The organism is Acidaminobacter sp. JC074, from assembly GCF_022496765.1.
Classification (GTDB): domain Bacteria; phylum Bacillota; class Clostridia; order Peptostreptococcales; family Acidaminobacteraceae; genus JABXKX01.
In genome coordinates this window covers 25,684-49,936 of the sequence record NZ_VANV01000021.1, presented here as the reverse complement: position 1 = coordinate 49,936, position 24,253 = coordinate 25,684, and the positions used below count along the sequence as shown (strand labels likewise).

17 protein-coding genes are annotated in these 24,253 nt (G+C 34.7%); 13 read left to right on the top strand and 4 right to left on the bottom strand.

The genetic code is table 11. From position 1 onward, the window contains the following. Positions 1–293 precede the first annotated feature (293 nt). Entirely contained in the window at positions 294–1,424 is a 1,131-nt protein-coding gene (locus tag EZV73_RS21490; RefSeq protein ID WP_240842496.1) for a hypothetical protein, read from the top strand. Here the strand turns inward: EZV73_RS21490 and EZV73_RS21485 are convergent. Further along, complete coding sequence (locus EZV73_RS21485; RefSeq protein ID WP_240842495.1) at positions 1,416–2,597, bottom strand: AraC family transcriptional regulator; 1,182 nt, start codon at positions 2,595–2,597, stop codon at positions 1,416–1,418. The genes EZV73_RS21490 and EZV73_RS21485 overlap by 9 nt on opposite strands. A 161-nt stretch (positions 2,598–2,758) precedes the next feature. On the opposite strand from EZV73_RS21485, the gene EZV73_RS21480 reads away from it, so the two are divergent. The 5 genes from EZV73_RS21480 (at position 2,759) to EZV73_RS21460 (ending at position 10,103) form a co-directional block, all read left to right on the top strand. Beyond that, positions 2,759–5,134, top strand: coding sequence for a glycoside hydrolase family 3 C-terminal domain-containing protein (locus tag EZV73_RS21480; RefSeq protein ID WP_240842494.1), 2,376 nt, complete (start codon positions 2,759–2,761; stop codon positions 5,132–5,134). 8 nt (positions 5,135–5,142) lie between these two features. Continuing rightward, positions 5,143–6,939, top strand: a complete 1,797-nt coding sequence (uidA, locus tag EZV73_RS21475) for a beta-glucuronidase (RefSeq protein WP_240842493.1) — start codon at positions 5,143–5,145, stop codon at positions 6,937–6,939. Between the two features lie 220 nt (positions 6,940–7,159). Beyond that, positions 7,160–8,485, top strand: a complete 1,326-nt coding sequence (locus EZV73_RS21470; RefSeq protein ID WP_240842492.1) for an MFS transporter — start codon at positions 7,160–7,162, stop codon at positions 8,483–8,485. After that, a complete protein-coding gene (locus EZV73_RS21465; RefSeq protein WP_240842491.1) occupies positions 8,485–9,258 on the top strand; it encodes an SDR family oxidoreductase in 774 nt (257 codons plus the stop codon). Before EZV73_RS21470 ends, EZV73_RS21465 begins: the two co-directional genes overlap by 1 nt. 122 nt (positions 9,259–9,380) lie before the next feature. Next, on the top strand, positions 9,381–10,103 hold the full coding sequence (locus EZV73_RS21460) for an AraC family transcriptional regulator (RefSeq protein WP_240842490.1): 723 nt from the start codon (positions 9,381–9,383) through the stop codon (positions 10,101–10,103). Here the strand turns inward: EZV73_RS21460 and EZV73_RS21455 are convergent. Then, positions 10,098–11,450: an MFS transporter gene (locus EZV73_RS21455; RefSeq protein ID WP_240842489.1), complete on the bottom strand. Its 1,353-nt coding sequence runs from the start codon at positions 11,448–11,450 to the stop codon at positions 10,098–10,100. The two genes, EZV73_RS21460 and EZV73_RS21455, sit on opposite strands and share 6 nt — an antisense overlap. A 270-nt stretch (positions 11,451–11,720) precedes the next feature. On the opposite strand from EZV73_RS21455, the gene EZV73_RS21450 reads away from it, so the two are divergent. From EZV73_RS21450 to EZV73_RS21440, 3 genes are read left to right on the top strand one after another with little or no spacing between them, the layout of a single operon-like run. Beyond that, complete coding sequence (locus EZV73_RS21450) at positions 11,721–14,120, top strand: glycoside hydrolase family 2 TIM barrel-domain containing protein (protein ID WP_240842488.1); 2,400 nt, start codon at positions 11,721–11,723, stop codon at positions 14,118–14,120. A gap of 9 nt (positions 14,121–14,129) precedes the next feature. After that, positions 14,130–14,993, top strand: coding sequence for a phosphatase PAP2 family protein (locus tag EZV73_RS21445; protein ID WP_240842487.1), 864 nt, complete (start codon positions 14,130–14,132; stop codon positions 14,991–14,993). Next, positions 14,986–17,148: a glycoside hydrolase family 3 protein gene (locus EZV73_RS21440; protein WP_240842486.1), complete on the top strand. Its 2,163-nt coding sequence runs from the start codon at positions 14,986–14,988 to the stop codon at positions 17,146–17,148. Before EZV73_RS21445 ends, EZV73_RS21440 begins: the two co-directional genes overlap by 8 nt. 30 nt (positions 17,149–17,178) lie before the next feature. On the opposite strand, the gene EZV73_RS21435 is transcribed toward EZV73_RS21440, so the two are convergent. Next, positions 17,179–18,312 carry a PucR family transcriptional regulator gene (locus EZV73_RS21435; RefSeq protein WP_240842485.1) on the bottom strand — a complete coding sequence of 378 codons (1,134 nt, stop codon included), beginning with the start codon at positions 18,310–18,312 and terminating at the stop codon, positions 17,179–17,181. A gap of 134 nt (positions 18,313–18,446) precedes the next feature. Between EZV73_RS21435 and EZV73_RS21430 the strand changes: the two genes are divergently transcribed. From EZV73_RS21430 to EZV73_RS21415, 4 genes are all read left to right on the top strand, one after another. After that, on the top strand, positions 18,447–19,700 hold the full coding sequence (locus EZV73_RS21430; RefSeq protein ID WP_240842484.1) for a Sapep family Mn(2+)-dependent dipeptidase: 1,254 nt from the start codon (positions 18,447–18,449) through the stop codon (positions 19,698–19,700). Between the two features lie 90 nt (positions 19,701–19,790). Beyond that, positions 19,791–20,843: a hypothetical protein gene (locus tag EZV73_RS21425; protein ID WP_240842483.1), complete on the top strand. Its 1,053-nt coding sequence runs from the start codon at positions 19,791–19,793 to the stop codon at positions 20,841–20,843. A 46-nt stretch (positions 20,844–20,889) separates the two neighbouring features. Then, entirely contained in the window at positions 20,890–22,305 is a 1,416-nt protein-coding gene (locus tag EZV73_RS21420; RefSeq protein WP_240842482.1) for a YjiH family protein, read from the top strand. Then, the gene (locus EZV73_RS21415; RefSeq protein ID WP_240842481.1) at positions 22,305–22,949 is read left to right on the top strand and encodes an aspartate/glutamate racemase family protein; all 645 of its coding nucleotides are present in this window, start codon (positions 22,305–22,307) and stop codon (positions 22,947–22,949) included. The genes EZV73_RS21420 and EZV73_RS21415 overlap by 1 nt, the downstream gene beginning before the upstream one ends. A gap of 34 nt (positions 22,950–22,983) precedes the next feature. Here the strand turns inward: EZV73_RS21415 and EZV73_RS21410 are convergent, their stop codons facing one another. After that, positions 22,984–24,141 carry a helix-turn-helix domain-containing protein gene (locus tag EZV73_RS21410; protein WP_240842480.1) on the bottom strand — a complete coding sequence of 386 codons (1,158 nt, stop codon included), beginning with the start codon at positions 24,139–24,141 and terminating at the stop codon, positions 22,984–22,986. Positions 24,142–24,253: the final 112 nt, after the last annotated feature.

Here is a 24,253-nt window from a genome sequence, read left to right as displayed (position 1 = left end):
AAAATATTCATGAAATGTACATATGAAGTACACATGGGGGTGTTATTATTTATTCAAGAAGAGAGATATCATAGTAAATGATTTTAACCTTCAATCCCCCCTATTAATATTTTATGCGAGAAATCACTTGGTGCGAATCAGGTGATTTTTTATTTTTTTGCCGAGAAGTAAGCGATTAAGTACTCGGTATAATAACTCTTTTTCTAAGAATATAGGAAGTATTCTAAGTATACAAAAATGGAGAATTCTATTTCAGTATATATTGAAGAAAAGTTTAGATATTGGAGGAAATTATGAAAGATATTATATTAAATGGGCCTTCAGAATATTATGCCTTATTAGAGAAAAATATCACTTTTGGATTTAAAGCAGAGTTGGATGAGACAGTATCATCTAAGAAACTTAGACAAGCACTTAATGATACGTTAGATATTTATAAAGGTTTTAAGGTGAAACTAGTAGGAGGCATACTAAAATTTAGGTTTAAAGTTAATGAGAATGAACTACCTATATATCATAAAAGAGTGGATAAGGTGGAATCGTTTGACATAAAAGATAACAACGATTATTTGTTTAGGGTACTCTATTTTGAAAATCAAATACTACTTGAATTCTCTCATGCATTATGTGATGGTTCAGGTGGTTTAGAGTTTATGAAAAAGCTCTTATATACCTATCAGGATCAACCTTATCAATCAATCACCTTATCAAAAACGATTGAAGATGCTTACAGTACTTATAGAGAAAAAGTTATACCTAAAAAAGAATTAAGTATGAACGAAAGTAGATCATTTGATTTTACCTCTACTGGCGACTTTTATCATTTATCGTATAAACTTGATACTAAAAAGGTCATTATGAAATCAAAATTAAATAGTTGTAGTGTTTCAGTATTACTCACTAGTGTATTTATCCACACCTTATATGTATTGGAATTGGTTGAGAATGAGAACATTAACTTATCTGTACCAGTTGATTTTAGAAATGTTTTTCCATCAAAGACCTTGTATAACTTTGCTGGTTCTTATGAGTTTAAAGTCAACTATGACAAAGATTTACGTTCTTTGGATGAATGCTATAAAAAAATTGGAGATCTTTATAAGTCAGCAGATCCTAATAAACCTTTTTTAGTATCTGATACACTCGCAAGATGGCCTTTGAATTTTATACCAATCTTCTTAAAGAAAAAGATACTTCTTAATAAAGGTGGTATTTATAAAAAGAATATCAACTTTTCTAATCTAGGCAGAGTTGAACCGATAGCAGGTGTTAAAAACCTATCATTCTTACTACCACAAGTGGCGTCTTCGCCTGTATCGGTTGCTGTCTTATCATATGGTAAGTCATTAAATATGGATATCACAACCAATTACAAAAAATCATATTACGAATGTCTTGAAGGCATATTAAAAGATCTAGAATAAACTAGATCTTTTTCTTAACTCACTTGGCGTTACTTCCTTATACTTCTTGAAGGTTCTAACAAAATTAGAAATGGTGTTATAACCTAAATAATCTGATATATCGTAAATTTTGTTGCTTGTGTGCAAAAGTAAATGCTCAGCGATATCCACTTTCTTTTTGTTGATATAAGTCATTATGCTGATACCTGTTGTTTGCTTGAAATGATGAGACAAATAGTCTTTGTTATAATCTAAGGATTTTGCGATATCAGATACATAAATAGCCTCGTTGATATGTTTATCAATATAGGCCTTTATATGATGGACCAAAGGTGATTCATTAGAAAGTTGGGATCTTTTATAAGCATTAAAAAATGCCTTTAACATGTGTGTTCTTATAGACATAAGTTCATCCACGTCATCACATGATTCAACGATCTTATTGTAATGTATCAAAAGATTTGTTGCATATTCAAGGTCTGTATTTCTTCTAATAGCTTCATTGAAAGTAAATGCTGTGGAGTTTAGCAGTAAGTTTTTCATCAACCTCAACTTAGGGATATCTTTATCATCAAATAGATATTCAAAGGGTTCGCTGATGAAGTAGTACTTATGCATAACAGAATTCAGTTCATTTTCATCTTTGCATTTAAAGAAATTTTCGTAAAAAATTTGATTATGTTTGATTGCTTTGACATTAAGGTTTTCTTGCCACTTGTAAAAAGACTGAGTATTTTCATTTGTAACTTGGTCAAAGACTAGATCAGAAGACCTAATGAAATCATCTTCGTTTCCTTTTACAAGAAGATTCAAAAGGGTTTGGTAGTCGTCTACTTTGCCATTGCCAAGGACTTGAAGTGATTTATAATGATTACTTAGAAGTTTAATGTCTGTATTATCAGGATGGTACTTTCTTAGATCATTAATATGAGGTATAGATTCAAGATAAGGTCCAGCCAGGAATAAATCCTTATTTTTAACTCTAAGAAAATAATGATTGATGGTATGATCCGAAAACTTAAATAGTCCATCCTTTTTATAGCCTTCTAAGTGTTCTGCTAGATGTCTTTTTTCATCTGCCTTAAGATCGATGAAAGAAGAAAATGTTTTATCTTCTTTGTTATAGTATGAAATGTTTATTTTGCTCAATCGGTAAAATGTCTTCATGATCTTTTCTATTAATGCTTGCTTCATAATGAGCCTCCTAAACTTAGTATAATCAAGTGGGAGAGACTCCTCAACAAAAATTAATGCTTTATAAACATTAATATAAGAATCCTTAAAAGAATCAAAGAATTTGCCACTTCTGTATTTCTGCAACTTTTAAAATAGTAGATAGAAATTATGGAGGAGCTATGAATACAGAATACTATTTAAGGCAAATGTCTTTAGAAGAAAAAGCTAAGTTTTGTCAAGGCAAAGACACATGGCGGACTATGGATTTAGAACGATTAGGACTCAAATTTTGTCTTATGTCTGATGGTCCTCATGGACTAAGAAAACAAGAGGGGGCATCAGACCATCTTGGGATTAACAAGAGTGTTGAAGCAACGTGTTTTCCTGCAGCATGTCTAACGGCTTGTTCTTTTGATGAGGATTTGATATATGAGATGGGTCAGGCACTTGGTAAAGAGTGTGTACATGCAGATGTTTCAGTATTGTTAGGCCCAGGCGTCAACATTAAACGATCACCCTTGTGTGGTAGAAATTTTGAATATTTTTCTGAAGATCCATATTTAACGGGAAAACTTGCTGCTTCATATATTAAAGGTGTCCAGTCAAATGGTGTCGGTACATCACTTAAGCATTTTGCTGCTAATAACAGAGAATACTATCGGATGATTGCAGACAGTCTTGTTGACGAAAGAGCCTTGCGAGAAATATACTTACCTGCATTTGAGATCTGTGTCAAAGAAGCCAAACCTTGGACAGTCATGTCTGCTTATAATAAGCTCAATGGACTTTATGCCAGTGAGAATAAAAGATTGTTAACAGATATTCTTAAAGATGAGTGGGGCTATGATGGCTGTGTTGTAACAGACTGGGGTGGTGTTAATAATCGTGTTTTAGGTATAAAGGCAGGTTGTCATCTTGAAATGCCCTATATTGACGAAAGAAATACTAAGAAAATTATCTCTGATGTGAAAACCAATAAGTTATCTATGGAAGATTTAGACAGAGCTGTTTCAAAGGTCATAGAGTTAAATCTTAAATCTTTTAACGTGAGTAAAGGTGATTTAAACAAGGATAAACATCATGAACTTGCAAATCGAATTGTAGGTGAAAGTGCTGTACTTTTAAAAAATGATGGCCTTTTACCAATTAAGGAAGGGATGAAGATAGGACTCATCGGAAGTTTCGCTGAAAAGCCTAGGTATCAAGGGGCAGGTTCGTCACTAGTCAATCCTTATCGTCTAGATACCATAAAGTCAGTGCTTGAGAAAGATAAAAACTTTATAGGGTATGCAGAAGGCTATGAAAGATATACATCAGATGTGAATCCAAAGCTAGTAGATCAAGCTGTAGAGCTTTCAAAAAAATCAGATGTCATCATACTAGTCGCAGGCTTAACTGAAAGCTATGAATCAGAAGGCTATGATAGAGAAGATCTTTGTCTACCTAAAAATCATAATCACTTAATCAAAGAAGTGTCAAAATACGCTGATGTCATAGTTATTTTACAAAATGGTTCTGTGGTAGACATCCCTTGGTTAAGTGATGTTAAAGGACTACTAGAAGTCTATCTGCAAGGACAAGCAGGTTCGAAGGCTGTTTATGATATTTTGAAGGGAAAAATCAACCCATCAGGTAAACTAGCTGAGACATTTCCTTATAAACTTGAAGATAATCCGTCATTTCCTTATTACTCAAGTTACGAAAAGTCCTGTGAGTACAGAGAGAGTATCTATGTAGGATATAGATACTATGATAAAGCAAATGTTAAACCACTCTTTCCATTTGGGTATGGACTATCATATTCAGAATTTGAGTATAGCAATTTGATGATTACAGCTTTGGATGATTATGACTTTGAAGTTTCTTTACAAGTTAAGAATATTGGGGATTATCCAGGTAAGGAAGTTGTTCAACTGTACGTCCATAGTAATGATTCAAAGGTTTTTAAGGAAGTTAAATCTTTAAAGGGCTTTAAGAAAGTTCATTTAGAACCTGGACATACAAAAGAAGTAAGATTTACTCTCAATAAGAGATCCTTTGCTTATTACAATACAATTATCAAAGATTGGCATGTAGATGGGGGAAGGTATAAAGTAGCCATAGGCGCTTCTTCAAGAGATCTTAGATTAAGTGATTACATCACCTTTGAAAATGATCATGTCAACGTAGATCAGAAAGATTCCTTAGCTGCATATAACGAAATGAAGGAACCAATAGATGAGAAAAGTTTCTTAGAACTGTATGGAAAACCTCTGTCCAAGGATGTTCAATCTAATGTGTTTGATTTATCTTCTTCACTGCATGATATCAGACATACTTTTCTTGGAAAGAAGATACTTAGTCATGCAGATCGTCGTGAAAAATCATGTAGCATTACTTTAGATGGCATAGATTCAGATCAAAAGCCTTCTACAGTTGGTCAAACACCGATTAAAGTGCTGCCCATGTTTTCTAAAATGTCTGGTAAAAAATTAAGTCCTTACTTTATTGATGGTCTTGTATCCATATCCAATAAGAGATACCTAAAAGGCATTTACTACATGTTAAAAAGATAGGAGTAATAATGTTATATCCACAAAGAAATAAAACTAGAGAAATAATAGAATTAGATGGCATATGGAATTTTAAGTTAGATGATGGTCAAGAGAATAGACTCTATGAAAACCCATTAACAGATACCATGATGATGCCTGTACCAGCCTCTTATAATGATATTTACGATGATCCGAAAATACATCACCATATAGGCGGTGCCTGGTATGAAAGAAGTGTCTACCTACCTGAGTCATGGTCAGACAAGCGTATTGTCCTTAGATTTGGTGCTGTAACTCATCATGCTAAGGTTTGGATAAATGGTCAGTTAGCTTTAGAACATTCAGGTGGTTATACGCCTTTTGAAGCAGATGTTTCAAATTTTCTAGATAAAGATTATAACAATCGTATAACCGTTTGGGTAGACAATAGACTAGACTTTACAAGTGTACCTATGGGCAAGATGTTTCAAGTTACAGAAGATATAAAGTGGTTGAAGTATTACTTTGATTTCTACAACTATGCTGGCATCAACAGGCCTGTTGTCATGTATTGTACAGACCAATTGTTTATTGAAGATGTAAACATTACAACAGAAGTTGAAAAAAATAATGGGTATGTAGATTATGTGATAGATACGAAAGCGTCAGATGTTCGATTACTTGTTAAAGATATGGAAGGTAAGCTTGTAGCTAAAGGAAGCGGTTTAAAAGGACGATTGTCCATTGAAAATGTGAAACTTTGGCAACCACTAAATGCCTATCTCTATACATGTGTGGTGGAAGTATACCATGAAGAACAATTAATAGACGCTTATGAAGAGTCATTTGGGGTAAGGAGTGTGGAAGTTTTAAATGATCAGTTCTTGATTAATGGGAAGCCTTTTTACTTTAAAGGCTTTGGTAAACATGAGGATTCAGATATTGTTGGAAGAGGTTACAATGAGGCTTTAAACATAAGAGATTTTTCATTACTGAAGTGGATTGGCGCTAATTCATTTAGAACGTCACACTATCCATATGCTGAGGAAATACTTAAAATGGCTGATCGAGAAGGTATTGTTGTCATAGGGGAAAGTCCTGCAGTCGGTCTTAACATGAATCTTTTTCAGACCAAAGATGAAACATTTGATTACATAAACTTAAAACCTATAAAATATCCATCTGTTTGGGAAGTTGCTGAGTGCCAGGATAATCATATCAAGGTCATGGAAGAAATGATCAAAAGAGATAAAAACCATCCTTCCATTGTCATGTGGTGTGTTGCTAATGAACCAGCATCTGATGATAAGGGGGCTTATGAGTATTTTAAACCAATCGTCAACTTTACAAGAAGTTTAGACCCAAGTAGACCTATAACAATTGTTGAGTACAATGGTGCTTTACCTATGACGTCAGAAGTTACGAAACTTGTTGATGTGGTATGTTTAAATAGGTATTATGGCTGGTACTTGGCAACTGGTAAACTTGATTTAGCAGAGATTCTTCTGAGTAAAGAACTAGATGGCTGGTATCAGATGCATAAGAAACCTATCATAATCACTGAATACGGCGTTGATACCCTTCATGGCAATACAGATACAATAGCAAAACTTTGGACAGAAGAATTTCAAGAGGCATATCTGAATCTTTACCATAAGGTGTTTGATAGTAAAAAATTCTTAATTGGTGAGCATGTATGGAATTTTGCTGATTTTGCTACAGCTGAAGGTATTACAAGGGTTGACGGTAATAAAAAAGGAATCTTTACTAGAAATAGAAAACCTAAAAAAGCTGCTTATCTTCTAAAGGATAGATGGCATAAAATAGATAGTTTTTATTATAAATAGCTTTGACCTCTTCTTAGAGTCAAAATACATTGTACGTGAATTGTCCTCATTTGAGGACTTTTTACTTTTACATAAGACCAAAGGTCATGTCAAAGATTTGATGGTTAGAGTGTATGACTTATATAAGAATATGCGCACGAAAATAAGAAATGGACATATTGCATGAATCTTCTTTCTATATACTTGGTATAGGAAAACGTTGTATTAATCAGGAGGTCAAATGAAGAAAGAGAGATTTACGAAACTGTCATACAGTTTATCGGGAGCAGGTAAAGAAATTTCTTATGGCTTAACATCGAGCTATTTGATGTATTTCTATACTGAAATGTTCGGTATTTCTGTAATAGCGGCTGGCACACTATTCTTAGTTGCAAGGATATGGGATGCCATAAATGATCCATTAATGGGTGTTATTATGGAGAAAACCAACTCTAAAAGAGGTAAGGTAAAACCTTATGTCTTACTCAGTTCCATTGCCGTGTTTGTCTTTACGGTACTAGCATTTCTAGCACCAGATGTAAAAAACAAGTTACTTTATGCTTATATCACTTACATAGGATGGGGTATGTCCTTTACAGTTCTAGCCATTGCAAATACATCGGCAGCATCTCTGATGACAAGAGATGATTCTAAACGGACGTCACTGATTACTTGGCATAGACTTGGTACCCTTATAGGTAACACCTTGCCTTTGATAGCAGTTATACCTGTCGTTCAAGCCTTTGGTGGTGGCCTTACAGGATTTAGATCAATGGGTATCTTGTTTGGTGTAATTGGTTTAGTACTGTGTATACAGTTTTACTTTTTCTTTAACGAGAATGTAACAGAAAGAAAAGTAGAAAGCCATGAATCTCTTAAAAGAGATAAGAAATCTATCACTAAAAATATCCCTTTGTTTATCATATTTGCATCAGCTTTTCTTGGTCTTTTAAAAGGCTTGGTTGGGGCTGTGGCCATTTATTTCTGTAAATACACCTTAGGGTCAGAATCTTATATGGTACCACTTAGTATGGCTGGTCTTGTGGGTACTATTTTATCTGCACTCAGTATCAAGTTTTGGCTTAAGTTCATTGACAAAAGACAAATTTTAATATGGACAAATGTTATTGCAGGTCTCATGGGCTTATTTGCCTATTACTTTATTCCATATACTAATGTTAATGTTATTATTGTCTATACCTTCTTTAGTCAATATTTCCAGGCATTTGGACTTATATTATTCTTTGCTATGATAGCTGATACCATTGATTATGGCGAATGGAAATATGGTACAAGGTATGAAGCCTTTACTTATTCATTTTTCACTTTTGTCTCAAAAATGCGTGGTGCTTTATCACAGTGGTTATTAGGTATTATGCTTGCCTACTATGGTTATATATCTGGTGTGGAACAAGTTGCTACTCTTGGTGGAGATATATACAAGATCATAACGATCTATCCTGCTATAGGTGCATTTTTAGCAGCTATTCCAATGTTATTCTATCCAATTAACAGAAAACTAAGACAAGAAATTCAAAAGGATTTAGAACTTAGGGAGGTTTCTTAATGGATAAAGTTGCAGTTGTCACAGGCGCTGCCAGCGGCATTGGCTTTTCAATAGCAAAAATGTTAGCTGGTGAAGGTTATAAAATTGCTCTATTAGATGTAAACGAGAGAGCTCTTGAAGAAAAATGTACATACCTTGAATCCAAAGGTTATACTGTCAAGGCATTTGTTTGTGACGTTTCTCATTATGAAAATGTCCAGTCCTGTGCTAGAGAGGTTATTTTACACTACGAGAGAGTGGATATATTAGTCAACAATGCAGGTGTTATTGCTATGGGTTCTTTAGAGGACATACCACTTGAAGATATCAAGTGGGTCCTTGATATCAATGTATATGGCGTCTTGCATTGCTATAAGGCATTTTTACCTTATTTAAAGACTCAAAAAGGACACATTGTTAATATTGCATCTACAGCCTCATTTTTTTCTCAGAGAAGAAGAGGGGCATATTCCTTATCAAAGACAGCTGTTCACAGTATTAGTGAGACCATGAAAAAGGAAGTTAAATCTTATGACGTTCATGTATCAACAGTCTATCCTGGTATTATAAAAACCAATATATCTAAATCAACGCGTTATACAGGACAGGCTAGTAAAAAATCACTTACACCGACAAAAGCACATTCACCTGATTTGGTTGCTAAAAAGGTTCTTCAGGCAATAAAGAGGAATAAAACAAGAGTTTTAGCTGGAAAAGAAGTTTACTTTGTAGATCTGGGAATGAGGTTGTTTCCAAATAAAATGGATCAATTTTTAGATAAGTATTTTACTTAAAGAGTTCTTAATTGAGTTCTTTTTTTAGAAAACAGGTAACTTACACCTGTATTTTTGTAAGTTACGAATTAATCGTGATTATTTTATAATCTTGTCTTATATTTGGATAAAAGGAGGATGATATGGTCAATAATCATATATTTTATAAATGGATGTGCGATATAGACTTGTTTGACTTAGAAAGAACCAATGACTTTTATCACAGTTTATTTAGATGTGAAAATGATATAGAGTTTCAAAGTGTTTTGAATGATTATAAGTACTTGTTTGAAGTCTACGAAACTTTGTATGATGATCGTAAAAAAGATCTGTCTAACTTTAAGTGGGTTCTGACGACTTGGGTAGCATTTACTTATAGGGAAGTTCAAGTACATAATGTGGATGCAAGAAAGGCTCTTAACACATTAATTGAGTATAATGTAAAGGTTAAAGAAGCAAGTACAACATCTGAGCTTCATGCTTTGATTAAATCCATGTTGAAGGCTTTTTTAAAACTTGTTCAACTAGAAAGGTTGAGAGCATCTGATCCGATTACTATTCACGTTAAAAAGTATGTTAGGAGAAACATCAGTAAGAAAATCAATCTTACAGATATTTCTGATAGCCTAGGCTACAATAAGGAATACTTATCACACCATTTTAAAAGAGTAGAAGGGATTTCTATTGTTGACTACATTCACTATAAAAGGGTAGAGCTTGCTAAGGAAATACTTATAAACTCGACAGCTAAAATGGATGATATTACAATCTATGCTGGGTTTTCAAGTAATAGCAATTTCTTTAGAACATTTAAAAAGCTCACGGGGATGACCCCGAAAGCTTATAGAAAGTCATATGCATCATGATGCGATTTCTTCTTTTCTTAACTCATCAAGTTTAGCTTGAGTGATAGGAAACCTTGAAAAGATAAGAGCATTAATGACCAAGAATAGAGCAGGTAAAAGTGTAAAGATTATAAAGATTCCTGATATGGTTTGACTAGATTGAACTTCAAGTGTGTTGTCAAATCCAATAAATGTCATGTAAAGTCCAAGTACAAGACCTGCGCCACCCATGGTCATCTTTGTTATAAAAGTTCTTGTGGCAAAAATCATAGCCTCAATGTTCATGCCATGTTGTAAGAATGTATATTCTGCAACTCGTGTTAACATAACCATTGCATAGATTCCTGAAATAGTGTTAACATAACCGATGAGGCCCTCAAAAGTCAAGATGACATATGGGTTTGAGTAACCAACAAAATAATAAACTGTGTTTATAGCAGCCTGTATAAGCAGTAATGCGATATATAGGTGCTTTTTTTCTATACTCGCTTTTTTATTGATGTACTTGACTGAATTTAGTGCCAAAATAGCAAATGGTACTGTGAATAACGTGAATAAGGACATATATTTTGCATCTCCCATCACATAGATGGCATAGTTTAACTTTGACATTGAACGCATCCCATAAAGGATAGCACCTAGAAATGAAACTGACACACATATAAGCAGAGGTTTGTTGGTTATTAGTACCTTTAATGATTCTTTCAGCTTAGGTTTATCCTCTGTATAATTAACATTTTCTCTCACCTTATGAGCGGTATTGAGTATTAGAAGACAAGCAACTATACCGACTACGATACTGAATCTTCCTATACCGATTCTGAATGCTTCGTTGGAATCGCCACCTCCAAGAAAGGTGATAGCTGGTACAGCACCAACACCGATGATTAAATGAGCCAACATATTGAAGGCTTTATTTTTACTTACAAGCGCAACTTTTTCATCTTGATTGGGTGTCATTACTGCAGTAAGGGTCCAGAATGGCACGTCACATACAGTAAAGGCCATACTGTAAAGTACATAGGCTACAGATGCCCAAATCACTTTTCCTTTCATACTTAAATCAGGCACATTGAAAAGCATAACCAGGGTTACAAATATAATTGGTGCACTGATGTACAAGTAGGGTCTGAGTTTTCCTATTTTTGTTCTGGTGTTGTCTATGAGTGCCCCCATCATCATGTCGTTTATGCCATCCCATAATCTTACGAGTGCGAATATCGTACCTACTACAATGGCATTGATACCAACATAGTTGGTAAAGTATGAATAAATATAGCTGCTGACTAAGGTGACAATCATAGCCTGCCCCATGATCCCCAGTGCATATGCATTCATTTGTTTGTTAGTAATAACTTTATTTGTCATAAATCCTCCCTTTAATTTTACTTAATTATATGAAATCCCAAAGCCACACATGCTAAGAATTATTTGATTTACATGCATTTTATTTGAAATACTCATTTACTTAAACAAAGAATATTCCAGTGTTTCTAAGTAATTGTAAAATAAATTAAATCAAGTTTGATATGCTTAGTTCAGTATTACACTACTTATTCAGTTCTGAATGAGTCCCCCTGAGCTGCAACTTTATAGTTGCAGCTCTCTAGAATTAATAGTACTGAGACAGGAGAAAAGATGAGAAAAGTAACTTATATCAATGACAATTGGTTATACAAACCTTCTTTTAAAACTGGTGATCAAATGAATGATTTTGATGTCAAGCAATATCAAGAAGTAGAATTACCCCATAATAACATTGACTTGCCTTACAACTGTTTTGATGAAAACATGTATCAGTTTGTATCTTGCTATAGGAGGAACATTTACATTTCATCAGAAGATAAGAATAAATATATCTTTGTAGATTTTGAAGGTGTTATGTCTTATGCAAAGGTTTATATCAATGGCAAATATTTAGGTGAACATAAGGGTGGCTATACACCATTTAGTATGGAGTTAACAGACCATTTAGAGTTTGATCAAGATAACCACTTGGTAGTTATGGTTGATTCAAGGGAAAGAGAAGATATCCCTCCATTTGGACACGTGGTAGATTTTTTAACCTATGGTGGTATTTATAGAGAGGTATCTTTAAGGTTTGTTGAAAAATCCTATGTGAACCATGTATTTGTAAAGACCTTGCATGTTCTAGAAACGCCAAGTCTAGAAGTTGATTTGGAACTAATAAGAGAAAATGATCTTGTGATAGAAGTCGCCTTGTACGATGATGATCAACTTATAAAGTATGTTAAAAAAGACATTGATAAAGGTTTAATGGATGTTTCTATTGAAATGAACCATCTTACAGGCATCGAACTGTGGTCGCTTGAAAAGCCTAAACTTTATGACCTATCTATCAAATTGTATGATAATAATTTGCTAATGGACGACTATAAAGTTAAGTTTGGCTTTAGATCAGCCGAGTTTAAATCAGATGGATTTTATCTGAACAATAAAAAGGTAAAACTAAATGGCCTTAATAGACATCAGTCTTTTCCGTATGTAGGCTATGCCATGCCAGAAAGAGCTCAGAAGAAAGATGCAGATATCATCAAGTACAATCTAGGACTTAACATTGTTAGAACAAGTCATTATCCTCAATCTAGGCACTTCTTGGACAGATGTGATGAAATTGGACTTATGGTATTTGAGGAGATTCCTGGTTGGCAACACATTGGTGAGAAAAAGTGGCAAGAAGTATCAAAACAAGAGTTAAGAGAAATGATCAGACGTGATTGTAACAGGCCTTCTGTAACCATCTGGGGCGTTAGAGTCAATGAATCGAAAGATCACCATGATTTTTATACACTAACAAATGATTTAGCCAGGTCCTTAGATCCTACAAGACAAACAACTGGTGTTAGATGTACAGAGGGCAGTGAATTTTTAGAAGACGTTTATTCAATGAACGACTTTGTTCACAGTGGTCATAACCAAGTTTTAAGAAAACAAGAAAAAGTAACACGTTTAAAATCTGATGTACCTTATTTAGTGTCTGAACATACTGGTCACATGTATCCGACTAAAAGGTTTGATCATGAAACAAGACTTATAGAGCATGCCAATAGACATTTAAGGGTTTTAAATGAACAAGTAGGTAGACAAGATATTACAGGTGCTATAGGCTGGTGTGCTTTTGATTACAATACCCACAAGGATTTTGGCTCGGGTGATAAAATTTGCTATCACGGAGTGATGGATATGTTCAGAATTCCTAAGTATGCCGCAAGCGTTTATAGCAGCCAAAGAGATGATGAGATTATCATGGATGTGGCATCACTCATTGCAAAGGGAGAAAGAGATTCAGGGGGCTATTTTCCAATACAGGTGTTTACCAACTGTGACGCCATAAAGGTTGAAATGGCAGGTAGTGACAAAGGTACTTATTATCCTGATAAAAAAAGATATCCTCATGTGAAGCATGCACCTATTATGATAGAAAATACACTTGGAGAAGCGTTTGAGAGAACAATGGCGACAACAAAGTTTTCTGATAAGGATAAAGACAAGTTTAAAAGCTTTGTTCTAGAAGTTATGAAAGGTGAGCATCATCTAAGTAAGAAAACTAAACGTATGTTATTAGGACTTGTCTTTAAGTATCGTTTAAAGACTTCGGATATTGGGAAACTAGCTAGGATGTCACTGGACTCTTGGGGAGAAAAAGATACTTCTGTGACCTTGATAGGTGTAAAAAATGGCGTTGAAGTTATTAGAAAAACTTTAGGCGGTATGGTTTATAAGGACAGGCTAGAAGTTAAGGTGGATGATATTGTCTTATCTACGAAGAAATCATCTTATGATGTAACAAGGATTGAGTTTAAGATGTTAGATCAAAGAGGCAACTTGCTGCCTTTTTCAGATGATGTACTCAATATTAAGTTAGATGGTCCCGGGCAAATAATTGGTCCTAATCAAGTATCGCTAATAGGTGGTGCAAGAGCGGTATGGGTCAAGACGACTGGAAAAAAAGGTGTCATTAAGGTCAGTGTAGATACACCTGTAAGATGTGACACGATTTCGATTAAGGTTAAATAGGTGAAAATGATGAAGAACAAACAAATGTATGTACTGTATGTCTTGATTGCCTTTATGGCGGTCTTTACATTTACTGATTTAAGTATTTCTCAACTCTTGTATAAACCAGGCACTCTATATGGTGCGCTTTTCAAAGTTCTAGGTGAGTTACCTTACTTTATGGTCGGCTTGTTTTCAACTTCATACTTACTGATAACAAGTTCAAGTGAAAATGTCTTGTTTAGGTTGTTAAAGAAAATTCTTCTCTTGTTTCTTTTAACGAGGGTATCTATTCATTTTGCAATAAATATAAGGCATTACATGAATCTTGAGTTTAGTGATTTTTGGTTGATTGTGTTAATCAATGTGATTATCTTTTTATCATTTCTCGTAGGCTTATGGATTTCAAAAAGAGTGGCTATTGAGACTTTTACAAAACTTGCATTGTGCGGTTTAATCATGTGCTTGGCTTCTTATATTCTTATAAATCTTTTAAAGAACACATTTGGTAGGATGAGATTTAGAGAGTTTAAAGATATGGCGGATTATACAAGATGGTATGTTATAAATTCTAGTGCATTAAATGATGGTTTTAAGTCCTTCCCATCAGGTCATACATCTGGTGCATCACTTATTTTGTGGTTTACACTATTACCTAACGCTCTAAACCTAAAAGTAAAATCTTATGTGTGTCATTTAATAGCTTGGATATGGATTCTACTGACTATGTTTTCAAGAGTTGTTGAGGGCGCTCATTTTGTAACTGATACGACCATGTCGATCATTATTATTTACATCACATTTATGATATCGACTCATGTACTCGGATTAAATAAGGAAAATAGCTCTAAGCACAATTACGAGTTTAACGAAAGGAAAGTTGGCAATGTTTAATTTAAAGAATGCTACAATGAGTGATTTTGAAATTGAAAATCAAGTAGAGAAGATTTTGAATGAAATGACTTTAAAAGAAAAGGTCTTTTTACTCAATGGTGTTTGGGACCCTGTTGATAATATCATTAAACATAAGACCATGTATAATCCTGTTCCAATAGACACATTAGGGAGTAAAAAGTATGGCGTTTTACCTGTTAGATTCACAGATGGTCCAAGAGGGATAGCTATGGGAAGTTCCACATGCTTTCCTGTTTCCATGGCCAGAGGTGCAAGTTTTGACATTGATTTAGAGAAAAGAATCGGCCATGCTATGGCTAGGGAGGCTAGAGCTCAAGGAGCCAATTATTTTGGTGGGGTATGTATCAACTTACTTCGTCATCCAGCTTGGGGAAGAGCTCAAGAAACATATGGAGAAGATCCTTTCCTAGTCGGAGAGTTTGGACTTGCATTAACAGAGGCTGTACAAGATCATAATGTCATGGCATGTTTAAAGCATTTTGCAGTAAACTCAATTGAAAATAATCGATTTAGAGTAGATGTAAAAGTCGATGAAAGAACACTTCATGAAGTTTATTTACCACATTTTAAGAAGTCCGTAGATGCGGGGGCTGCTTCTTTAATGGGGGCCTATAATAAGATTAATGGACATTACTGCTGTGAATCAAAGGAACTACTTTCTGACATACTGAGAAAGCAGTGGCATTTTAAAGGTTTCACCAGTTCTGATTTTTCTTATGGTATACACAATACCAAGAAGGCTATAGAGTCAGGTATGGATCTAGAAATGCCTATGCCTGTCTTTTACCATAAACATCTATTAAAGGCTGTTAAAGATGGCAGTATCAGCGAGTCGGTCATAGATGAATCAGCTAGAAGGATCATTAGGACATCATTATCATTTTCAAATACTAAGGATCCTGAAAGCTATTCGCTTGATATGGTAGCCTGCAAAGAGCATATTTCTATTGCTCAAGAAGCAGCAGAAAAATCCATGGTTCTTTTAAAGAATGACTTTAATGCTTTACCAATTAAAAAACAAGGAAAACTTGTACTTGTAGGTGATTTAGCCAGCTCTGAGAATATTGGTGACAAGGGTAGCTCAAGGGTAAGATCAAAATCAAATATTAATGTTTTAGAAGGATTAAAAACTTATTTAGCTACAGACATGATGGTTGAGTATTTCTCATCAGATCAAATAAAGGAGGCGTTAGAGGCTTCAGCTCTTGCTGATCATGTTGTCATTGTATGCGGTAATGATTATAGGGATGAAGGTGAATACGTTGTACCCGATGCTCATAAAGATGTACCAGACAATGTGACTTTTAGAGGCTATATGAATCAAAAGAAGTTCATAAAGGCTGGACTTGTGAAACATCATGACTCTAAAAAGAAAAAGTCTTATACTGGTTCACTAAAAGGTGAGGGTGGCGACCGTGAAAGCTTAGGCTTAAAAGAAAAAGAAGTTAAGCTCATTAAGGCCATTTCTAAGATAAACATCAATACGACAGTCGTATTAGTAGGTGGTAGTGCTATTACAACGAGTCAATGGGATAAAGATGTGTCATCTGTCTTAATGATGTGGTATGCAGGGATGGCAGGTGGCCATGCGCTTGCAAGGATTTTATTTGGCGATATTTCTCCATCTGGTAAACTGCCTTTTACAGTGCCACTGGATGAAAAAGATTTACCTTACTTTTCAAGCTCTGACGATGAAATCGTGTATGATTTTTATCACGGATATTCTTATTTTGATGAACATAAGAAAAAGCCACATTATCATTTTGGTCATGGCCTTTCTTATACCAGTTTTAAATATTCTAATCTAAGATTAAAAAGATTCAAAGACCATGTTACTGTTAAAGTTGATGTAAAAAATGTTGGAAAAATGGATGTAGAGGAAGTGGTTCAGGTATATGTAGGCATGAAAGACTCACGAGTTGAAAGACAAGAAAAACTGCTTAAAGGATTTAAAAAAGTTATGATTGAAGCTGGACAAGTAAAGACTGTAACCATTGATGTTAAACTAGATGAACTAAGATATTATGATGTTGACAGTAAGAACTGGCTTTTAGAAAATGGCTCTTACACTTTCATGGTTGGACCTAGTTCAGATGAAGAGACTTTGTTAAAGGAGACAATAACTTTAACATAAAAAAACCACGTGAATCTAATCAAGTGATTTTTAGTTTAGAATATTATGTGCTTTTAAACCAAGAGAAATGGTCTCAAAAAACTGTATGTTTTGGTTTTCAAGGTTGAGTATTTGCTTGATTTTTTTGATTTGATACCTGATGGTGTTTTCATGTTGGTTGGTATCAAAGGCTGTTTTCTTATAATCACCATCGTTTCGTACAAATGCTTCAAGGGTTAAGAAAAGAGAAGTCTTGTACTTTTGATCATATGACAGTATTTTCTTGATGGTTAGATGATAGTAGTTGTAAAGTTCCTGATGATTTTGGAGGGCTACTAGGAGTCTAATGGAGCCTAAATCGTCATAACACATCATATTCTTTTTCGTGTAAGGCACTGAATTTGATGCAAATAAAGCTTCTCTTATACCATCGCTAAGATCGTAAAGTGTCTCATGATCAGAACTGATACCAATGATTGCACCAGGATATTTGCCGCCTTGGCTATAAATAAAAGACTTAAGTGATTTCAGTTCCTTAAGACCATCAGAGTAGGTCACAATTACAAGAAGGCCATCTATATAAGGAACTGCCAGCCAGGCCTTATGATTGTTGACTTCTTTCATAAAAGCTTGTTCGTGAAGCGGCTCGAGATTATTGATATAAAAGACAAGAAAAGAAGACTTAAAGTAAGGATTTAAACGACGTATAAGGTCGTTTTTTTCTGTTTTTGAGATATTGCCATTTATAAGAGCGTTGATGATATTTAAGTTAACAACATGTGATTGATTGGAAATGATGGTTTCTGTAATCCTTCTGATAATCATGGCATAAGGTACATCCTTGTCTATCATAATTAAAGGAAAGTTTTCTGCATTACATAAATCAATTATTTCATCAGGTACTTTGTTAAGGTACTGATTGGTAATGCAAAGCCCTGAGCATCTTGCAGCTATAAGGATCTTTACATTTTTATAGAAAATGCCAAAGTCTCTTTGTGTATAGGCAAGTGTAGATAAGAAGAAATCTCCAGGTCTTAAAATCTCATCTTCAATCATATCTTCAGCTAATTCCACATCTGTAACAGAAACTGCCTTTATAACACGTAAAGCGGATTTTTCATTTGTTAAAAGTCTTGCTTGTTTAAATACATCCAAGTCTAAAATAGTCTTTATTGAAATAGACATCTCTAATCCTTTCTTTCATATCACTTTCTACTTAATATGATATTGTGAAAATTACATATATACAAGCAAATTATTATGATATTAACAAGGATTATGTTTTTTCTATTGGCTACAATTTATATAAGGAGGGGGATATGGAGATAATAAAAGACTTAGAAGGCTTCATAGCCATTAGGAGTGTCTTAGATGAAAATGACGGTTTTGCCTATGGGAAGTCTATAGATGATGCCTTAAATTACATATTGGATCTAGCAGGGGCTTATGGATTTAATACGTCAAATCTAGATGGACAAGTAGGCATCATTGAATATGGAGACTCCGATAAAGCTGTTGGGGTTCTTGCCCATTGTGATGTTGTTCCAGAAGGCTCTGGTTGGTTAACAGATCCATTTGTACTTACAGAAATAGACGGCAAGCTTTATGGAAGAGGGTCTATAGATGACAAAGGACCAATCATTGCTTGTTTACATGCTTTAAAAGAGATCAAAGACCAGGAGATAAAACTCGATAGAAAGATACAGATTATCATTGGAACTGATGAGGAAACTCTATGGCGAGGGATCTCAAGGTTTACAGATAGTGAGAAGATGCCTGAGCTAGGCTTTACACCGGATGGTTCATTTCCACTGATTCACGCAGAAAAAGGCATATTAGATTTTGACATTTCTTTCGATTTACCACTTGATGAAAGAGGCAATCCAATTGAAATATCAGGTGGTATGTCTAGAAATAGTGTACCAGATACCTGTAGTTTAATAGTCGATGGTCAAAATCATACTTATAAAGGTCAGTCCTGTCATGCTATGCAGCCAGAAAAAGGTGAGAATGCTATATGCAAAGCTTTAATGGATTTATCTAAGAAAATAAACCATCCTAGCTTACAAACATTCAGCGATTTAATTGGACTTGACTATTACGGTAAAAAAGCTGGATGTGATTTTGAAGATGATATCTCAGGTAAGTTAACTTTTAATCTTGGAAAAATAAGTGTTAACAAAGAGAAAATGCACATGAACATCAATGTCAGGTATCCAGTAACATCAGAACCGTCTCTTGTCCTAGAACGTTTTGAAAGTGTTTTTTCAGACTATGGATATGATTTGATTGATCACTTAGAACCACTTTATGTAGATAAGGACCATGCCATTGTTACTTCTTTAATGGAAACATATCAGGAGCATACAGGCGATTATAAATCAAAGCCAATGGTAATAGGTGGCGGCACCTATGCACGTGTTATGAAGAATATGGTCAGCTTTGGTCCAGTCTATCCAGATCAAGAAGAACTGGCTCATGAAGCCAATGAATATATAGAAAAAGAAAAACTCTTTAAGCTTGTAGACATATATAAAGATGCCATGATTCGTTTGTCACATACAATTGTGTGAAAATTCTAAAAATAAAACGTATATTTTGTGAATATCATAAAGAACTTATATCTATGATTTCATAAACTTATTATAAGAAAGGAAGTAAGTATGAGTAAATACGATTATGAGCTTAACTTAATCGCTCATAAAATGATGAAAGACATGTTTAAAGTACAGCCAGGGGAGTCTGTTGTTTTAACGGCTGATACTGGTTCTGATATGGAGATTGTAGAAGCTTTTGCCAAGGCAGCCTTTACAGCTGGTGGTAAGCCAATGGTTGTTCGTGTTGCGACACCAAGAGGAGAAGGGCAAGAAGGCATGGCTGACTGGCCACATGAATGTTTAACAGGTGCTATTTTACATGCAGATGTATGGATAGAGTTTAACTCACAGTTTATGCTTTACTCTGATATTTGGGAAACAGCCATGAGAGACAACAAGAAACTAAGATATTTAATCATTTATGATGCAAGTGTCGAGCAACTCAATCAACTGGTTACTAAAGTGGATATTCCACTTATGGGTCAACTTCTAAATGGCATCAATGTGATGTTGGAAAAAGCAGCCACTATTAGAGTAACAACAGAGAGGGGTACAGACTTTACTTATGAGTTAGACCATAATCATGTCCTTGATTTAGATGATGGTCAGTACCATAAACCTAAGTTTGGCACACTGCCAGGTTATATCAACATAGTTCCTAAGTTTAATACCATGAAGGGCCGTATTGTCTTTGATGAACTCATGCAAGTAGGGATGACCAAAGATAGTCGAGTAGAGTTTGTCATGGACAAAGGCAGGATTGTAGACTTTGTTGGAGATGGCAAGGCAGAACAAATGAAGGCCTTTGTAGATAGTTTTGAAGATGAAAACATGTATAAGATTTCACATATGATGATTTCATTGAATCCTGGTGTTAGAGCTTTAACTGAAAGTATTGTTATAGATGAAAGAATATATGGTGGCATAGATTTAGGTTTTGGTCATACAAGCCCTATAGATGCACCACCACATGGACAGCCTGCTAAATCACACTTTGATGGTATATTAGAAAAGACAACTATATACATTGATGATGTGAAGATAACGGAAAATGGTCAGGTTATTCATGAGGATTTAAAAGATATAGCAGATGCACTTTTATTAATAGCAGATAAGTAAGTTGAGGCTAGGTTGGTATTGCTGTAAAATAAGAATAGGGGGAACTATGAGTCAAGCAAATGCTAGAATTGAAGTGGATCAGCTTCAAGAGTTAAAAGAGGTACCATCAATGTTTAAAGGTAAGTACACCAAATTCATCGTTATGTCTGTCTGTGCTTTTATCTTTTATCTGACACCTATGTTGTTTAACTTTAACATAGGTGGCGTGGATCAAAGTTTAATTGCTCATTTAATCAGCTTTGTATTATCACCACCAGTCTATGACTTTGCCATGATATTTGCAACCTTATTATTTTCTGTCATTATTTTAGGAACGATTATTTTTACTTTTTATGAATCGAAGTCAGAGTTTTTAAATCAGGTCTTTAAATGCAGTCCTGCCCATAAATTTTTCAGAATTTTCGGTTCGATTGTCTTTTTATTTACCCACTACCAAATTGGCCTAGACACGGCTATAGGTTCTATCATCTTTGGTGACTTTACAGGTGGTGTATTAACAGGACTAGGTAGAACCATGCTGGTTACTATGGTAACAGGTGTTTTCTTCTTACCATTTCTAGTAGACTTTGGTCTGATAGAGTTTGTTGGAGAGTTTTTAAATCCAGTTATGAAAAAGCTTTTTAGAGTACCTGGCTATTCAGCCGTTGATGCAACAACATCATTTTTAGGTGATGGTACCATTGGTATTGTTGTTACAGATAAGCTTTATCAAGATGGCTATTACAACAAAAAAGAAGCTGCAAAAATCGCTACAAATTTCTCAGTTATTGGACTAGGATTTGCTATTGTAGTAGGTATCAACCTAGGCTTTACAGATAACTTTGGTTTGTTCTATGGAACCATAGCACTTGTTACTGTTATCGTTGGTATCATCATGGCGAGAATGCCTTATAAGAAATGGGATGAATCTTATTACTCAGAACCTAAAGTGATGCCTATGTTGCCAGGAAATGCCTTTGAAAGAGGTTTGGTATTGGCTGATAGAAAGGCAAAAGAAACAGATACTCTGACATCTTTCTTGGCAAGTTGGAAAATCGGTGTTATGTTATATGTTGGCCTATTACCTGTTATCATAGCTGCAGGTACCATTGGTCTTATCATTGCTGAACATACACCATTCTTTGAAATAGTAACCAAGCCAATTGTACCACTTTATCAATTACTGGGCTTTGGAGCAGAAACATCTGTTTCAATGGCGACTGGTACTATTGCTGGTCTGTTTGATATGTACCTGCCAACTATTTTTATTATGGGTGATGCAAGTGTTAAGGCTAAGTTTATCATTGGTGTGCTTTCTTTTACACAATTGGTTTTCTTATCAGAAACTGGTATTGCACTTTTGAGAACAAAGATGGGTTTCAATGTTTTAGACATCATCAAGTTTTATTTAATTAGAACTGTATTCTCATTACCGTTTATCATCGTTCTAACTTTTATTTACGACGCACTTAAGTTGATATGATGAAGATAGCCTATATAGATCCTGTTGGAAAAGAACATGCTCTTGAAAGTCTATTAGACGGTGTTAAATCTTATGCTAGAAAGTCCACGGTCATTGATTATTTAACTTTGGATTCTGGTGCAGTCACACTTGAAAATGAAGAGGATGAATTAAAAGCCATTGAAGGCATGGACAGGTTAATTGACTCTACTGACTATGACGCCTACATCATAGGATGCTTCTATGATCCCGGTCTAAAAGAGATGAGAGAGAAACACAGTGTCATCATGACAGGACCCTTTGAAGCGACCAGTCACATAGGCTTTATGTTGGATGACCAGGCTACAATTATTGCTGGAAATGAAGATCATACAAGGAGGATTTCTATTCAAACGTTTGATAGTGTGTTTGAATCATCAAAGTTTAAGACAAAATCGCTTGGTATGAGTGTAGAAGACATGTTAATGGATCCTGATAAAACAGAAGGAAAAATGATTCATACATGTAAAGATGCTGGTCGCATCATCATTCCTGGTTGTACCATAGAATCTGGACGTTTTGAAAACATGCAAAAGCTTATAAACAAGAAGATCATTGATCCTATTGTAGCCAGTGTGAAATATGTAGAGTTTTTATATGAACTAAAAATGACATGCAAATGGTAAAACATACCCCCTTCAGTTAACTGAAGGGGGTATTCTAATTGAAATCTCTATAGTATTTTGGTGTTGTTGATGTCCACTTTTTAAAAGTTCTGGAGAAATGACTTTGATCATTAAAGCTTACCATGCTACAGATGTCAGATAAGGAGTGATTGGTGTATTTAAGAAGTTTCTTGGCTTCTTCAATACGTGTATAAATGATGTAGTCTTTGATGGACATTTGAAGTTGTGACTTAAACAAGTTTAAAAGATGACTTTCACTGATATGGACATGTTCTGATAAATCTGATATCTTAATTTTCTCCCTATAGTGTTTATGGATATAATCTATAGACATGTAGACGGGTTTTGAATATTTGATTTTTTTAGCCTTTTGAACCATCTCAGTAAAGGTTAAGAACATTTGAATATAGATTTCAGTCACTTCTTCATGTGACTTACATGAATCCGCCTTAAGGATAAAAGCATCACTTAGTGTAAAGGCGGTCTCAGAATCTAAACCACCACTGACTGCGGCGTTATTGGCTTCACTGACAGATGTCATAAACAAGTTTTTATAAGACCTGAGTGGGTCGTTTTTACTTAGGATGCCTGTTGGTCCGTCGTCTGGAGAAATCAATATCTTCTTCATACCTTCAGTATCACCATTTTTTATGGCCTCAATGATTTGATAGGTCTTTTCCATGGAGTGGTGGTGACTGGAGGTGTTTTGTATAAATGATTTCTCATCCTCTAAATCCACCTCCACCTTCATAAGATTTGAAATATCATAGTAAAGACCAGTCAAAAGGAAAATAACTAAAGGGAGTGACTTAGTCAGTCTGTTTGGTGCGTAGATTGGTAGGGCATTAAAATATCGTTCATATGCTTTTATTATACTATGAGAAAGTTCTCTGCCTTCAAGCAAGTTAACAACTGTTTGTTCTTCATAGGCATAGGATACCGTAGGACCACAGACCACCTGGAGTGTATCATGATTAACTGCAAAGTAATGCTCGCCATACTTAGAAGTTAAAAAAGTGATGAAGTCATCTGAGTCTAGAAGCTTTTCTATATCAGAAGCATGTTCTTTCTTATCGACAGGTGTTTGAGACTTTGTATTTTTTGAATGAATAAGTTTTTTATCCTTATAGACCTTAACTGGTATGCCGGAGCTTAACCAGAAAAAATCGATTTTCTTTAGTAAATCTTTCATAAGACTCCTTACATAATGATTTTGTTATAAAAACCATGAATTAATTTGATGATATCATATATGAACTTATTAGGCCAGTAAGTAAAAAAAGTGTTTGGAAGGTATAATAAAA